Genomic DNA, 15,827 nt, shown 5'->3' with positions numbered 1-15,827 from the left:
GGCCCGGACCGGGGGCTCCTCACCCGGGATCTGACTCCGCCTTCGGCTCGGGGCCCACTCCCGACCCGCCGGCACTCGGAACTCCGGCCTGGCGCCCGACGCCTGCACCAGCTCGGAACTCCAGCTCCAACTCAGGACTCCCGGCCCCGGGCCCGGCTCCCCGCCCGGGGCCTGACTCCGTCTCGGACACGGCTCCCGACTCGCCGCCACCCCGGCACCCTGACCTGGAACCCGGCTCAGGCTCCAGCTCGGGACTCCCGGCTCGGAGCCCGGCTCCGGCTCCCCGAGCGGGCCTCGACTCCGGCTCCGCCTCAGGGGCCCACTCCCGACCCGCCGCCACTCGGAACTCCGGCCTGGCGCCCGACGCCTGCACCAGCTCGGAACTCCGGCTCCAACTCGGGCCCCCCGGCCCGGGGCCCGGGGACGGCGGGGTTTCAGGCCGTCTCCGGGGTGCGGGGGGCCTCGGCGCGGCCGGCCGCCGATCCCTGGGGCAGCAGCGCGTCCAGGGTGCCGGCCGCCGCGAGCCGCGGCAGCATCAGCGACCAGAACCGGGTGAGGGTGTGGGGCGCGACCCAGTCCCGCTCGCCGGCACCCAGGACCTCCAGCCCCACCGTCGAGGCGACCACCGCACTCGCCGCGTCCCGCGCGCAGACCCCCTCGGCCAGGGCCCCCTCCCGCGCCGCGGCACCCACCGCCTCCTGGACCCACAGGGTCCACTGCCGCCGCAGGTCGACCCCGCTCCTGCGGGAGGCGTCCGCGCACAGCCCGTACCCGGCCCGTACCACCACGTCCCCCGCGAGCAGCGCCATCAGCGCGTGCGTGGAATCCACCAGCACCTGCAGCGCGTTCGGCCCCGGCGGCCCCCCACACCGGCCGGCCCCTCCCCCGCCCGCCACACCCAGCACACGGGAACCACCCCCCGCACCCGACCCGTCGCCCGCACCGGACCTATCGTCCGCACCCGGCGCCGCGGCCTCACCCGGCAGGCCCGCAACTCCCCCCGCACCAGGCCCGTCAGGGCCACCGGGCCCACCAGGCGCACCGGGCCCACCGGGCCCACCGGGCCCACCGGCCGCCGTGGCAGTCGCCGCCGTGCCGGCCGCTGTCGCCGTCGCGAAGGCGCGCCGGCCTGCGGTGATGTGCCGCAGGGCCTCGGCCGCACGGTCCTCGACGGCCTGGGCGAGCGCGGTCTTGCTCTCGAAGTGGAAGTGCAGACCGCCGGCGCTCACCCCGGCCCGGCGGCTGATCGCCGCGATCGAGGCGGTGACGAACCCCTGCTCGGCGAACACCTCCGCGGCCGCACGGACCAGAGATTCCCGCGTGCGCGCCGCACGCTCCTGCTTCGCCATGGAGTCTCCACAAACCGCCAACGCGGTTTGCCTCAGGGGGTACAAGATCTTCGCGGTCACAGTCGGCCTCCTCACCGGAGCCCGGCTCGCGTCCCGCTGGAGGCGCGGCCCGGCCGGCCGGAACCCGCCGCTCCGCCCCCGGCCGGCCGCCGCGCCGGGGGACGGCCCGGGCATCGCGTACCGCCGGGGGCTCCCGTACCTCCCGTACCCGCCGGACGCCGCGGAACACCGGCACGGGGCGCGGCACCGCGGTATTGCGCCCCGCAGGCGCGCCCCGCGCCCGCGCTCAGCCCTCCCGGCGGCGCGTACGGAGAAGGGGCGGGCTCAGGAGAACGCCGGGTCGGGCTCGGGCACCGGCCGCCCCGGCCCCGGGCCCATCTCCGCGGTCACGCGCTGCCCCCGGTCGGGGGCGATGTCCAGGCGCGCGAGCATCGCGGGCGTCGCGATGCTGGGGCAGATGTGCTGGTAGACGGCCGCGACCCGCTCCTCGATGTCCGTACGGTCGCTGAGGGTCTGGGAGTAGATCTGCACACCCGTCCAGCAGGCCGAAAGGATCCACGCCGTCTCGGCCGGGTCCACGTGCGGCAGCAGCTCTCCCTGCTCCTTGGCCCGGCACAGCAGGGTCCGCGTGAACTCGATCCAGCCCGGCACCGACCCCCCGCCGAAGATCTCCCGCATCCCCGGGCCGAGCGAGAGCCGCGCCCCGGCGCTGAGCATCGGCTCGCGCTTCATCCGGTACGCCAGCACCATCGCCACGTCGACGAGTTCCTGCAGCTTGCTCTCGCGGTGGGGCACCCCGCCCTCGGCGAACTGCTCGTCCAGGACACCCTGGGCCAGCTCCTGCTTGGAGGCGAAGTGGAAGTAGAGGGCGCCCTTGGTGACACCCGCCCGGGAGAGGATGTCGGCGATGGTGGCCGCGTCGTAGCCCCGCTCGTCGAAGACCGACGCCGCCGCCTCCAAGATCGCGCGCCGCGTACGTACCGCACGCTCCTGCCGTGCCACGGTGCCTCCGTTGTCCGAGGGCTCGTACCCGCCCGATCCGCATACCGGATCGGCCACCCTCACTAAAACCAACCAGAAGGTCCGTATTTTATCAAGCGGCCGTGAACGGCCCCCCGGACACCCGCCCCGCACCGCCACCCCCGAACCCGCCCGCCCCACCCACCACTTGCACCCCGCCAACCCCACTGGCCACACCCCCGGACCACCCCCGCACCACTCCCGCACCCGACCCCCGCACCACCCCCGCACCCCACACCCCGCACCCGGGAACCCCCCGCCGCACCTTCACGTCCGCAACACACCCCACCCACCCCGAACGACCCCCGCACCCACGCCCCACGGACGGCCCGGCACCCCCGGCACCCCCGGACCCGCCGCAACCCGCACCCACCGCGCCCCCAACGCCCCACGCCCCGGCCCCCACCCCCGAACCCCGCTTCCCCGAACGTCCCCCGCCCGGCCCCGAGCCCGCCGGAGGACCCCGCGCCCGCGCTCCGGACGCGCCACGGCCCGAACGACCCCCGCCCGTGCGCTCCGGACACACCACGGCGCGAACGACCCCCGCCCGTGCGCTCCGGACACACCACGGCGCGAACGACCCCCGCCCGTGCGCTCCGGACGCACCGGCTCCCCGCACCCGGAACGCCCGCGCCCCACACGCACCGCAGCCCGAACACCCCGCGCACCAAGCGCCGCACGCACCACAGCCCGAACGGTCCCGCGCCGTCACGCCCAGACGCACCGCGGACGGTCCCCCGCACCCAACATCCCGCATCCCACGCCCCAGACGCCCCACGCCCGCCACCCCGACACCCCGACACCCCCGCACCCCCGCACCCCCGCACCCGGCACCCGGCACCCGGCAGACCTGCAGAACGCCCCCGAGCCCCCGCACGCGCCGGCGCCGCACCCGCGCACCCCACCACCCGCCCCGGGACGCACCGGCACCCCGAACCGTCCCGCCCGCACCCCTACGCCACGAAACGCCCGCGCCCCACACCCCGAACACCCCGCGCAACACCGCCCGGACGGTCCCGCGCCGCGCCCCGGGCGCACCGCCGGGACGGTCCCCCGCGCCCTTGCTCCCCGGACGTCCCGCCGAGCCCCGCGCCCGTACCCCCACGCCCCACGCCCCACGCCCCACGCCCCACGCCCCAGCATCCGCGGCCCGCGCACACCGCAGCCCGCACGGCCCCGCGCCCTCGCGCCACAGATGCCGCTCCCCCCGGCCCCCGGGGCGCCCCGGCCCCCGCAGCCGGCCCCATCGGCCGCCGGACGGCGCGGGGCGCGTCCCGGGGGCCGGGGTGCCCGGGAAGCCGGGGGTGCCGGGGCCGGGGGGGGTGCCCGGGGGCCGGGGCCGGGGGGCGCCCTGGAAGCCGGGGGGGTGCCCGCGGAACCGGGGGTGCCCAGGGGGGGGCCGGGGGTGCCCAGGGGGGGCCGGGGGTGCCCAGGGGGGCCGGGGGTGCCCAGGGGGCCGGGGGTGCCCAGGGGGGCCGGGGGTGTCAGGCGTCTCGTGCGGGGTCCCCCAGGAGCACGGGCAGCTCGCGCAGCCCGTTGGAGATGAACGACTCCACCCGCCCCGGTTCCCCCGACTCCCCCAGTGCCAGCGTCGCTGCGGGGAACCGTTCGAACAGCCGCCGTACCGCGATCGCGCACTCCAGGCGGGCCAGGGTCGCCCCCAGGCAGTAGTGCGTCCCGAACCCGAACGACAGGTGCTGCCCGCGGCTGGGGCGCATGGCGTCGAAACGGTCCGCGTCCGCCCCGTGCAGGTCCGGGTCCCGCCCCACCGACCCGAACGAGACGATGATCGGGTCCCCCTTCGGGATCACCACACCGCCACCCATGTCGATGTCCTCCACCGCGAACCGCAGCAGCCCGTACGCGGCCGGCGGCTCGATGCGCAGCGCCTCCTCGACCACGTCCTCCCAGGAGGCGGCGCCCTCCAGCACCAGCTTCAACTGGGCGGGGTTGCGGAGCAGTTCGTACAGGGCGGTGCTGATCAGGTTGACGGAGGTCTCATAGCCGGCCGTGAAGAGCAGGATCAGGTTGTCGACCAGCTCCTTCTCACTGAACCGCTCCCCCGCCCCGCCCGCACCCTCCACCCCGGGCCGGCCGGGGGCAGCACGCCCGGCGGCGGGGCAGCCCGCGGCGGAACGCTCCCCACCACCGGCACGGGCGCCACCACTGCCACTGCCACTGCCACCGCCACCGCCACCGGCACCGGCACCGGCAGTCTGGGAACCGGCACCGGCGGCGGTCTCCCCGGCGGCCCCGGGACCGGTCCCGGGGCCGGAACCGGTCTCGACGGCGGCATCGGCGGTGTCGGCGGTGTCGGCGCCGGCGGCGGCGTCGCGGGCGGCGATCAGGGCGCTGGTCATGTCATCGCCGGGGTGCTCGCGCCGGTAGGCGACCAGGCCGGCCATGGTGACGTGGAGGTCGGCCGCGTTGCGCTGGGCGTCCTCGGCGGTGATCGCCGTGTCGAAGAACGCCTTGATTATCTTGTGCAGGGGCGCCCACCAGCGCTCCGGTATCCCGAACAGCTCCGAGACGATCCGGGTCGGCAGCTCGTGCGCGAACTCCCCCCGCAGGTCCACCACCCGGCCCGGCGGGAGCGCCTGGAGCCGGTCCAGGAGCCCGGTGACGACCTCCTCGACCCGGGGCCGCATCGCGGCGACCCGCCGCGAGGTGAACGCGGCGGCCACCGGTCTGCGCAGGCGCGTGTGCTCCTCCCCGTACGCGGTGATCATGTTCTGCACCGACACCCAGATCGCCAGCGGCCACTCGCCGCCGACCTCCCCCGCGGCCCACGCGGGCCAGTGGCGGTAGGCGTCCTTGGACACCCGCGGATCGACCAGCAGGCGGCGGATGTCCGCGTGCCGGGTCACCGCCCACGCACCGACCCCTCCCGGCAGCAGCACCGACACCGCCGGCGCCCGCTCGCGGAAACGGGCCGCCTCGGCATGCATCTGCGCGCCGGAAAGGTCGATCGGCATCGGGCACTGACGGTTCATCTGGGAGCTCTCCAGGATGGACGGCGGCGACAGGGCGTACCGGACGGTCAACACCCTGTTTAAAAAACCGCCCATCCGGTTCTTAACTTACCGGCGGCGCCCCCGAGTCTTACACCGACCCACCCCCCCTGCCAATGGTTTGCCGGACCCGGCCCGGCGCGCCGCCGCCCCCCGGGGCCCGGCGAGCGGCCGCCGTCTGAACAGTGCGTGCCGACACCCTGTCGGACCGGCGCATACGACCGGAAGCGCGGCTCCCACTTGGAGTTGCGGGCCTGGCGGCACGGCCGGTGCCTCCCGCCCCGATATCCGCTGGTCGGCGTCATGCCCGCCCCCCGCCGCCCCGCCCCCCGCCCCCCGGCCCCGGCCGGCGGGCGACATCCGTACCCCGCTGGGACCTTGCAAACAAAACCGGAGAGTCCGTATCTTGCGAATCGCGTGAGCAACCCGTCCCATCCGTCAAACGGTTCCGCGGGAGATGTCCATGACCATGCTGACGATCCAGACGAGCACACCCGTCCCCCCCCTGCCCGAAACGGGGCACACCTGGACACGCTGCAACGAGGTACCGGGCCTGACCACCACCGTCCCCCGGGAGTACGTCCACCGCAGCTCCCTCGCCGAGGTGTTCCTCACCGGCTGCGAGCGCACCGGCGAGGACACCTACCTCCTGACCGGGCAGTGGCCCCGCGCCCACACCTTCTTCACCAGCGCCGACGGCACCAGCCACGACCCCGTCCAGGCCGGCGAGACCGTCAGACAGACCGGCCTCTACCTCTGCCACGCCGTCTACGGCGTCCCCCTCGGCCACAACGTCCTGCTCTGGAGCCTGGACTTCACCTCCCGGCCCGAACGCCTGCGCATCGGCCGCGGCCCCAGCGACCTCGCCATCCACGCCTCCTGCACCGACTTCGGCTGGAAGGGCAACCGCTTCTCCGGCCACCTCGAAGTCACCATCCACCGCGGCGGCGAACCCGTCGCCCGCGGCACCGCCACCTTCTCCTGCGTCGCCCCCTCCACCTACCGCCGGCTCCGCGGCGACCACGGCCAGAAAGGCTCAACCCACCCCCTCCCCCGCCACACCCCCCTGCCCCCCGCCACCGCCGGCCGGATCCTCCCCCTCGACGTCGTCCTCGCCCCCACCGACCACCCCCGCCGCTGGCAGCTCAACCCCGACCTCGACCACCCCATCCTCTTCGAACACGCCAACGACCACCACCCCGGCATGGTCCTCATCGAAGCCGCCCGCCAGGCCGCCACCGCCCTCCACCCCCCCGGCACCTACACCCCCGCCTCCATCGCCACCCGATTCCACCACTACGCCGAACTCGACACCCCCTGCTGGATCGACGCCACCCCCACCACCCCCGGCCGCGTCGACATCACCGGCCACCAAGAAGACCGCACCATCTTCCACTCCACCGTCACCACCCACCCCTAACCCCCACCCACCCACACCCACACCCACACCCACACCCACACCCGCACCCGCACCCGCACCCGCACCACCGGCTACCGACTACAACACGGCACGACAACACCAGCACCACACAAGAGCAAACCCACTTGCCCGCGCCGCACCGCCGCAGCGCCGCACCAGCCAGCTCACCCGTGCGCCGGCTCCTCGCAGCACCCGGCACACCGTCACGGGCAAGCAGCCCTACGCCGTACGGCCGCCCGGCCCCACCCGGGCGAACCGGCACCCGCCACACCACACCACACCACAAACACACCACACGGCACCCCACGCCCAGCCACCAGCCACCAGCCACCAGGCGAGGCCAGCCCACCGGACAGCTCCGGGCAGAAGCTGGACACCGAGCGCCCCTGACGCCACGCGCACCCCGCACCACCCGTACCCCGTACCCCGTACCCCGTACCCCGTACCCCGGCACCCCGGCACCCCGGCACCCGGCACCCGGCACCCGGCACCCGCATCGTCCGCTACGCCAGGCCACGCAGCCACCGGCCGACGTCGCACCACCGCATCGCCCAACCCCCGCCCCACCACGCCCCGGGGCGCACGGTCGAGGATTCCCGCCCCATGCCGCACCCGCACCATGCCGCACCCACACCCGGGCACCGACACCGCCGCACCACCCCGGAGAAGCCACACGGTCAGGCAACCCCGCACCCACACCGCCGGCAGCACCAACCCACCCAGCACAAGCCGCACCACCCCACCGCCCAGCTCCACACCACCCGCACGCACGCGACCAGCCGGCCCGCCGAACAGCCCGGCGCAGCCCAGCCAACCCGGAGGCGGGGTGCCACCCACCGCAGGCACCCCCGGCAGAACACAGCCGCGCCCCGCACCACAAGCCCACGCACCCCGACCCCGACCCCCACACGGTCATGTTCGAGCGGCCGGGGAGGTCGGCGGCGGCCGCCTTGAGCCGCTTCTTCGCGGGCAGCTGGTTCAAATCCCAGGCCAGCAGATCCTGGGTGCGGTAGCCGAGTTCGAGCACGTCCTGATGTCGGAGCGGATGGCCCCCGCCTGGATTACCCCGCCCAGCTACCAGGTCCGCACCGTCGACGAACTCTCGGCGGCCATCGCCGAAGCCCTCGCCCGTACGTACCCGGCCCCGGGACTGGTAGACGCGCATGTTGAGGTGTCGCGTATTCGCCGCCGACACGGCCGGAGGATCACCCTGTGTGCCTGTCGCTGTATTGGGTCCTATGGGTGCCCGTTCATCGCTCAGGCTCCTGGTGGGTGTTGGGCCGTAGGAAGCGGTGGAGGATCAGGCGCAGGGTGGGGAGCTGGTCGGCTGGGCTGAAGGTGGGATCGGTGGCGGCGCTGGTGTACAGGGAGGCGATGAGGGCCATGACCCATGCCGCGGTGTTGTCCGGGTCCAGGGCGGGGTCGATCTGGCCTGCCGCGGCCGCGTTGTGCAGCAGGGCGGTGATGGTGGACCGTTCTTCGTCGTTGTCGCGGCTCAGCAGTGCTTCGAGCTCGGGGTCGCGGTAGGCCTGGATCATCGCCTCCATGACGAGGGCGGGGACCAGCGGCTCCGCGGCGGGGGCGGCGAGAAGGTCCACGGTGTCGAGGAGGGCGGTCCACGGATCGTCGGCGGTGCGGGCGGCGGCGAAACGCTCGGTTTTGGTGGCGCCGTCGTGCTCGTCGTCCTCGAAAACGGCGTGGAAGATCGCGCGCTTGTTGGGGAAGTAGTGGAACAGGTTGCCCGCGCTCATGCCAGCGGTCTTGCAGATCTCCGCCGTGGTGGTGCGCTCGAAGCCTTTGACGGCGAAGAGTTCGGTCGCGGCGTTGATGATGTGCCGGCGCCGCGCCTGACGCCTGGCTGGGTCGACTGTCCTCATCGGGGCCTCTTTCCGGTCAGCTCTTGACTCCGGTCTCGGACGAATAATAATAGACCGAGTGCTCAGTCTATTATTGCGCAGTGCTGGAGGCGAGGGGGGACATGGACATGTGCAAGGAAACGGGGCGGGAGTCGCAGGCGGGTCGACTCACCGTGCTCCGGCAGTCGGCTTTGAGCACCGTGTGCGTTTACGCCGTTTTCGTGCTGGTGGGGGTGGGTGTCGGCTGGCTCGTCGACTTCCTGGCCGACTGGCTGGTGACACTGCCCTGGGCACCGCTGCAGGGACCGGCCGAGCTGGTTGTCTCCGCCCCCGCCCCGACGCTGCCCGCCGCGGGCGCGGTGGCAGGGCTGGTCCTCGGACTTGTCGCCCAGTACGAGCAGTTGGTGATTCGCCTGTCGGGTGAGTGCGTTGTGCTAACAAGCAAGGGACGGGAACGGGTGTTCCCGCGCGATGTCATCGCCACGGTGTTCCGACACGGCAAGCAACTCGTCCTGCTCGGCCACGACGGTGGCGAACTCACTCGACAGGAATGCGACCTGGACACCGGCCGCGTTGCGGACGCCTTCACCGAGCACGGCTATGCGTGGGCGGACGTCGATCCGCACCAGGGTGAATTCCGCCTCTGGGTCCCGGGTACTCCCGGCCTCCCAGAGGGCGCGAACGCCCTCCTCAAGGCCCGCCAGGAGTCGCTGGAGAAGAAGGGGCCCTCCCACGAGGACGTTTGGGAACTCGGTGGGGAACTGGCCCGTCTCGGCGTCGTGGTGCGGGACGAGAAGCGACGCCAGTACTGGAGGACCTTCCAAAAAGCAGGTCCGGCCGCGGAATGAAGGGCGGTGGGATCGGCCGGCACGTTCCCTCGGTGAAGCCGAATCTGGTGTCACGTGTCGCCCGGCCGCGCGTACGTCAGCAGCTCGCGGAACTTCGGGCGTTGGAGGGGGTGGAGGCGGCTGGAGGTGCTCTTCCTCGAAGACGACCGGGTTCTCGATTGCGGCCTCGTCCAGGACGAGCTTCTGCCGGGCGGTGGACTGCTGGTCAGTCGAGACTCGCTTGTAGACCAGGTTCGCCACCGGAGGGCCCCTTCCGTACGGAGGCTCGGACCCTACCTGTCGTCGAACACGTATCCACCCATATCCGCCGCGCGTAGGGCCGGTCCTGGCAAACCGCGGCAAGTTCATGGCGCGCGCGCCGTGTCGCCCACCAGGCTGGTCCCCGGACCGGATCACCGGAGAGCAGGGGGCGCGGGCATGACGACGGTGGACAACGTGGTGGCGGGCGACGACGACGTCCAGGCGGTGCGCCGGTGGGTGCGGCTCTCGTGCACCGAGCCGGGCACCCATCTGCCCGCGCTGGCCGAGATCGCGGGCGATCTCCGGCTGTCGACGGACGTGGTCCGTTCCACGCTGGAGCAGCTCGCCGCCGAAGGGATGATGACCCTGTTCGAGGGCTACCGGCCCTACAGCGTCGGCACGACGACGCCGACCGAGCGCGCCTACCGGCTGCTGCGCACCGCGATCCACCGCAGCTACGAGCCCAGCGAGTGGTTCATGACCCGCTACGACATCGGCTGCAAGGAGGCCGCGGCCGCCGTACGCCAGCTGGTGGCCGAAGGGCTGCTCGTCGGGCCGCGCGGGCAGTACATCAACGCGTTCAGCCCCCAGCAGCAGCGCCGGCGCGTGAAGCAGCTGCGCGAGCGCGCCAGCGACCTGCGCCGCGAGGCCCTGGAGCTGATGAGGGCGGCGCGGGAAATCGAGCAGGAACTGCTTACTGGCGGCGACTCCCAGGCGACGTAGCCGCACCGGGCCGCACCCCCGCGCCGGTGTCACGCACCTGGTGTCACGTCAGCCCCCAGCCTGCTCTTTCTGTCAATCTTGGGTGAGACATCCCGCTTTGTCGGGGTTAGCCTGGGAGGGCACGACAGGAGTACCACCCTTCGTGACCAGCAAGAACATCGCCGGCATAGACCCTGCGCCGAGGCCGAAGCTCGTTCCTTCTCTCCCGAGTACAAGCTGCGGATCGTGGCCGAGTACGACGCTGCCCCGAAGAATGAGAAGGGCGCGATCCTGCGCCGCGAGCGTCTGTACCACTCGCACGTCACCGAGTGACGGGCCGCGCGTGATGCCGGGGCCCTGGAGAAGCTGGTCAACCGCCGCACGAGCCCGGCGCGCCCGAAGAAGTCCACTACGCCCGCTGCCAACGGTACGCTCCGGCCTTCTAAGAGGACGTCTGGTTCAGGTAGTTCGTGGGCGATTGTGGTTTATGCGTCTCGCCAGGTTGGGGTGGTTTCGCCAGTTGCGCGTTTGGCGAGGGTGGAGATTGCGGCGAGGCGGATCACGCTTTCGGAGGGTTCGTTTGGTCTCGTAGTCGCGGGCGAGTCGGCGGTGCATCATGATCCAGCCCAGGCTCCGTTCCACCACCCACCGGCGGGGTAGTACTGAGAAGCCCTCGACCTGGGTATTTCTTGGCACGACGTCAACGTCGATGCCGAGTATTGAGTCGGAGCCTGCGCCGGCACCGGCCCGACGCCGAGACGGAACTCGTGCAGATGCCCAGATTGATCACCCGATCCGGATGCTCGCCGGAGGCCCGGCCGAACATCTACCGGTATTTGGACCTGTTCGGCGAGAACTCGAGCTGCGCGATCGACTCGATCCTGCGGCGGGTGTAGGGCGCGCCGACATGTGCGCCCTCCCCTGGCCCGACCGTCTCATCCCATGCACCGCGACAAGGACCGACCCATGCACACCAGTACTGCGATCCGATTGATCGAGCCCGCCGACGCCACCCCGATCGCCGCCCACCGGATGCGGGACGTCGAGGCCTTCCGACGGTGGGAACCGGCACAACCCGCCGACTTCTTCACCCCGGAAGGCCAGGCAGAGCGGATTGACGGCCTGCTCGCCGGACACCGGGCCGGCACCATCTGGCCGGGTGTGGTGCTCGCCGACGACCGCGTGATCGGACAGGTCACCGTCGGAGGCATCCTGCCGCAGCCACACCTGCGCCGCGGCTCCGTCGGATACTGGATCGCCAGTGTCGCCCAGAACCAAGGGCACGCCGGACGCGCCGTCGGCCACGTGCTCCGCGTCATGACGGACGAACTCGGCCTGCACCGCGCCGAGGCCTCCACCAACCTGGAGAACCTGCCATCGCAACGGGTACTGCGCCGCAACGGATTCAGCCCGTACGGCGTTTCCCACTCCTCGATCCTCCTCGACGGGAGCTGGCGGGACGGCCTGCTGTGGGAACGGATCCTCGGCGACTGAGGGCAGGCGGAACGCAGCTGCTGTGGGTGAAGAACTCACCACCACCCTCACCAGACCAACGCAGCCGTCAAGCACCAGCCGCCGACCCACCCTCTGCCAGTGGTGGAATGAGGGAGCCGCAGACAGCGGCCGCAGTCAAGTCCGTGGCGGCGGTGTGCGGGAGTGTCTACTGACTTCGGCTTTTCAGGGTGAGATTGGTGTGTCGAGGGTGAGGCCGGTGCCGGCTATGAAGCCGTCGAGGGTGTGGGGCCGGTATTGAAGGCGTTTGAGGCGGTTACGGACGAGGGTTTCGAGGCGGTCGAGGGCCAGACGGCGAGGTTGGCGAGGCTGCGCTTGACGTGGGCCCATACCCACTCGACCGGGTTGAGGTCGGGTGAGCAGGCGGGCAGCAGGAACACCGTCAGCCACTCCCGCGCGGCGACGAAGTCGCGCATCCTGCGGGAGACCTGGGTGTTCAGCCGGTCCCAGACCAGCACGATCGGGGACCTGACCAGCTGGTGGGCGCCGTCGAGGAGCGCGATGAAGTCCCGCTCGCCCATGCTGCGACGTGCGCCTTTGCCCGCGGTGTGGGATCGAAGTCGGTGGCACAGCCGGGTCCGGGAACCCGGCCGCATCGCGATCAGCCCGGCCACCGACAGCCGTCCCGAGCGCCGGCCGCTGATGGTGACGACCGGAGTCACTCCGCGCCGGCCCCATGTCCGCCCCGGGGCGGCCTGCGGGTGAACCCGGCTTCGTCCTCGAAGCAGACGTAGCCCCCACAGGCCGCCCTCGCCCTTTTACCTCCGCCCAGGTCGCCTCCTTCCACACGACGACGACCTGCTCCTCGCGCTCGGCGACCCGCCGGGCGGGGACCTGCGGACTGAAGCCCAGCCGGTGCATCAACCGGGTGGCACCCGAGACGCTGTAGCTGACGTGGAACTTCGGCGTCGAGGGCTTGGTCGTCGATAGGATGAACCAGCGCTACCTTCCCGGATCCCGGGCCTGGACCAAGATCAGGCGCAGAGACACCACCGAAGAATCATCGGCACCCTCGCACGCCCCCAACTCCTCGTTCTCTGCCGCCACGACGTGCCAGGCCGCCTCCGTACCATCGGCCGGACCGTCCCGCTGCGCCCCCGGGCGGCACGCGAGCTCGCCGAGCACTTCACCCTGGCTGGTGCTTGCGGGGCCGGCCGCCCCTGGGCCCGGAGCGGTGGGCCGGGTCGCGGAGTATGACGCGGTCCGAGCGCAGTCGCCGAGCTGAGCAGGGGTCGCCCAGGGCGTTGCCCGCCCCGGCCCGGCCCTTGCTCGGAGGTGAACTACGTCAGGCGCCGCCGCCGCTGATGCCCGGGGCGATGAAACGGCGGTGGAGCGGGAAGAACTGTGGCTCGGGGTCGCTCTGCACGCCCAGTTCACCCTTGAGTACGGGCGCGACTCTGTCGGCGATGAACCGCTTGAAGTGGTCCTCCGACTCCCAGATGTCGAGGACGTTGAGACCGTTGGAGACGAACCACGCGGCGTGCAGCACGCACCCGTCCGGAGAATCCTCTTCCCAGCGCACCCTCTGGCGCACCGCGTCGTAGAGGTCGGGTGTGAGCTCGGGCCAGGAAAAGGTCATAACGACTGCCATGGAAAGTCCCTCTCACTCGTCTACGCATCGCGGCCGGTTGACACGCGGCTCCAGCACCCACGACGTTAAGCGCACTACCGTCGCCCGGGCAGTCCAGCGCGCCCATCCGTGGAGCGGCCTGCGGCTCTGCAAATGGCGACACACACGACGGCACCATGGCCCTAAAGAGGGAGGTTCGTGAGTCTTTGAGTGTTTTCTGTCGTCGCCTGATGGTGTGAGTGCGGGCGGAATCGGGTTTATACGGTCAGTTAAACTTTACAGACCCTCGCCCGGTTCGGCCAAGGGCCACGCGCACCGCTGCGCCGCGGCCAGGACCTCGCCGCGTCCAGTGCCGGGGCCGGTTGCTGCGCCGGGAGTGTCGGGGCGGGGAGGCCGGTTGCCGAAGGTGGGCGAGCAGCTGGGCGTTGGGGGTGACGCGCCCGCGCTGTGCGGCGGTGGTGTCGGCGAGGCGCAGCAGGTCGCCGGCTCGCCTGACACGCGGACGGCCGGAGCCGCCGTCCGGGTGGCCCCGCCCCGAAAGCAGCCACACGCGCCGTACGGTACGTGCCCCCTCTTGGCCCCGGCCCTCCTGGCCTCGGCCCCCCTCCTGGCCCTCTCCCGGGCCGGAACCCGCCTCAATTCCACCCTGCACAGGCACGCGCCCCCTCCGCTCGCCTGCCGGCTCCGCCGGGCCCGCGGGTAACCGACGGCTGGCACCGGCGCGGCCAACGCGTTTCACTGGGAAGTGCCGGTAAAGACCGAAGCCAGCACGCCCCGGGAGGTCCCATGAATACGCACACGCCCCCGCGCTTCGACCCCACCCGGGTTCCCCACCTACTGGGCTCGTTCGCGCCGGTGAGCAAGGAGGTCGACGTCGCCGGCCTTGAGGTGACCGGCGAGATCCCGCCGGCGCTGGACGGGCTGTACCTGCGCAACGGCCCCAATCCCCGTTTCACCCCGATCGGCTCGTACCTGTACCCCATCGACGGGGACGGCATGCTGCACGGGGTCTGGCTCTCGCAGGGCCGCGCCCGCTACCGCAACCGCTTCGTACGCACCCCCGCGCTGCGGGCCGAGGAACGGGCCGGCCGGGCCCTGTGGGGCGGCCTGGAGTCGATGATCATGCCGGACGCCGACCAGGTCGGGCCCGAACTTGCGGGCGCTTTCAGGGACATGCCAGATATCAACGTCGTACGGCACGGCGGCCGGCTGCTGGCTCTCGCCGAGTCCGCGTGCCCCTACCGAATCGGCGCCGGCTTGGAGACCCTCGGCCGTGAGGACTTCGACGGCGCCCTGCCGATGGGCATCACCGCCCACCCCAAGATCGATCCGGTCACCGGCGAGATGGTCCTCTTCTGTTACGGCCTGGAGGCGCCGTACCTGACCTGGTCGGTCATCGGCCGCGATGGTGCGCTCACGCGGGGGCCCACGCCGGTCGACGGCGTGGACGAGCCGATGATGATCCACGACATGGCCCTGACCGAGCGCTACGCGGTCATCGTCCTCGCGCCCGCCTTCTTCGACTTTGCCGAGGCCATGGCGGGCGGCTCGTTCCTCGCCTGGCGGCCCGAGCGCGGGACCCGCGTGGTCCTCGTCCCGCGCGACGGCGGACCACCGCGCTGGGCTGCCGACGAGGCGTTCTGGCTCTGGCACACGGTGAACGCGTACGACGACGGACCCGGCCCGGATGCCCCGGTGGTCCTGGACTACGTGCAGTGGAGCCGACTGACCGTCGGCGGAGAACCGGAGCCCGGCGCGGCCCCCGCGAGAGGTGGACTCGTACGGGCGCGCATCGACCCGGTGGCGGGCACCATGGCCCGGACCACGCTGGACGACGCCCGGGTGGAGTTCCCCCGCATCGACGACCGACGCATCGGCCGACGCCACCGCTACGCCGCGCTGGCCACCGAGACCGGCCGCAGGGACCTGCTGCCCGGCGAGTACGACGCCGTGCGCTTCCACGACACCGAGACCGGCACCGCCCGCGTCTGGGATGCCGGGGACCTGTCCGTCGGGGAGCCGGTCTTCGCACCGGTGCCGGGGCGGGACTCCGAGGAGCACGGCTACTGGCTGACGTTCGCCACCGACCGCACCGACGGGTCCGCGTGGTTCCTCGTCGTCCCGGCCCAGGACCCCGCCTCCGGCCCCGTGGCCCGCGCCCGCATCCCGGTCCGGGTCCCACTCGGCCTGCACGGCTGCTGGCTGCCGACGGGCGGCGGCTGAGCAACGCAGCCCCGACAGCAGTGAACGTGAGGAGCTGGCCGCGCACAAGCGGGAGAACCGCCGGCTGCGGGAGGAC

The 15,827-nt window shown here is 72.5% G+C and carries 11 protein-coding genes and 3 pseudogenes; 6 read left to right on the top strand and 8 right to left on the bottom strand.

Annotated features, from left to right (window positions below; genetic code table 11):
- Positions 1-434: 434 nt before the first annotated feature.
- From ACFWTC_RS20875 to ACFWTC_RS20865, 3 genes are all read right to left on the bottom strand, one after another.
- Positions 435-1,349 carry a TetR family transcriptional regulator gene (locus tag ACFWTC_RS20875; protein WP_384030109.1) on the bottom strand — a complete coding sequence of 305 codons (915 nt, stop codon included), beginning with the start codon at positions 1,347-1,349 and terminating at the stop codon, positions 435-437.
- Positions 1,350-1,673: 324 nt separating this feature from the next.
- On the bottom strand, positions 1,674-2,351 hold the full coding sequence (locus ACFWTC_RS20870) for a ScbR family autoregulator-binding transcription factor (RefSeq protein WP_383923389.1): 678 nt from the start codon (positions 2,349-2,351) through the stop codon (positions 1,674-1,676).
- 1,502 nt (positions 2,352-3,853) lie between these two features.
- Positions 3,854-5,413, bottom strand: a complete 1,560-nt coding sequence (locus tag ACFWTC_RS20865; RefSeq protein WP_384074351.1) for a cytochrome P450 — start codon at positions 5,411-5,413, stop codon at positions 3,854-3,856.
- 430 nt (positions 5,414-5,843) lie between these two features.
- Here ACFWTC_RS20865 and ACFWTC_RS20860 point away from each other — a divergent pair, with 430 nt between their 5' ends.
- Positions 5,844-6,800 (top strand): ScbA/BarX family gamma-butyrolactone biosynthesis protein, encoded by a 957-nt coding sequence (locus ACFWTC_RS20860; RefSeq protein ID WP_384030112.1) that lies wholly within the window; start codon positions 5,844-5,846, stop codon positions 6,798-6,800.
- A gap of 1,250 nt (positions 6,801-8,050) precedes the next feature.
- Here the strand turns inward: ACFWTC_RS20860 and ACFWTC_RS20855 are convergent.
- Positions 8,051-8,677, bottom strand: coding sequence for a TetR/AcrR family transcriptional regulator (locus ACFWTC_RS20855; RefSeq protein ID WP_383932347.1), 627 nt, complete (start codon positions 8,675-8,677; stop codon positions 8,051-8,053).
- Between the two features lie 80 nt (positions 8,678-8,757).
- On the opposite strand from ACFWTC_RS20855, the gene ACFWTC_RS20850 reads away from it, so the two are divergent.
- The gene (locus ACFWTC_RS20850; RefSeq protein WP_383932345.1) at positions 8,758-9,504 is read left to right on the top strand and encodes a hypothetical protein; all 747 of its coding nucleotides are present in this window, start codon (positions 8,758-8,760) and stop codon (positions 9,502-9,504) included.
- A 417-nt stretch (positions 9,505-9,921) separates the two neighbouring features.
- Positions 9,922-10,467, top strand: coding sequence for a hypothetical protein (locus ACFWTC_RS20845; protein WP_384030114.1), 546 nt, complete (start codon positions 9,922-9,924; stop codon positions 10,465-10,467).
- Between the two features lie 464 nt (positions 10,468-10,931).
- On the opposite strand, the pseudogene ACFWTC_RS20840 reads toward ACFWTC_RS20845, so the two are convergent.
- A pseudogene (locus ACFWTC_RS20840) lies at positions 10,932-11,163 on the bottom strand (IS5/IS1182 family transposase); the annotation flags it as partial.
- 56 nt (positions 11,164-11,219) lie between these two features.
- On the opposite strand from ACFWTC_RS20840, the gene ACFWTC_RS20835 reads away from it, so the two are divergent.
- Positions 11,220-11,342 carry a hypothetical protein gene (locus tag ACFWTC_RS20835; protein WP_383932342.1) on the top strand — a complete coding sequence of 41 codons (123 nt, stop codon included), beginning with the start codon at positions 11,220-11,222 and terminating at the stop codon, positions 11,340-11,342.
- 70 nt (positions 11,343-11,412) lie between these two features.
- Entirely contained in the window at positions 11,413-11,940 is a 528-nt protein-coding gene (locus ACFWTC_RS20830) for a GNAT family N-acetyltransferase (protein WP_383932340.1), read from the top strand.
- Between the two features lie 183 nt (positions 11,941-12,123).
- On the opposite strand, the pseudogene ACFWTC_RS20825 reads toward ACFWTC_RS20830, so the two are convergent.
- The 3 genes and pseudogenes from ACFWTC_RS20825 to ACFWTC_RS20815 form a co-directional block, all read right to left on the bottom strand.
- Positions 12,124-12,620 (bottom strand): annotated as a pseudogene (locus ACFWTC_RS20825) (transposase).
- Positions 12,621-12,744: 124 nt separating this feature from the next.
- Positions 12,745-12,891 (bottom strand): annotated as a pseudogene (locus ACFWTC_RS20820) (winged helix-turn-helix domain-containing protein); the annotation flags it as partial.
- 352 nt (positions 12,892-13,243) lie between these two features.
- Entirely contained in the window at positions 13,244-13,549 is a 306-nt protein-coding gene (locus tag ACFWTC_RS20815; RefSeq protein WP_383932338.1) for a hypothetical protein, read from the bottom strand.
- A gap of 765 nt (positions 13,550-14,314) precedes the next feature.
- Here ACFWTC_RS20815 and ACFWTC_RS20810 point away from each other — a divergent pair.
- Positions 14,315-15,751 carry a carotenoid oxygenase family protein gene (locus ACFWTC_RS20810; RefSeq protein ID WP_384074348.1) on the top strand — a complete coding sequence of 479 codons (1,437 nt, stop codon included), beginning with the start codon at positions 14,315-14,317 and terminating at the stop codon, positions 15,749-15,751.
- Positions 15,752-15,827: the final 76 nt, after the last annotated feature.

This window comes from Streptomyces sp. NPDC058619 (assembly GCF_042717785.1).
GTDB lineage: Bacteria > Actinomycetota > Actinomycetes > Streptomycetales > Streptomycetaceae > Streptomyces.
The sequence above is the reverse complement of the archived record's forward strand: the minus strand, read 5'-3'. Positions and strand labels throughout refer to the sequence as shown.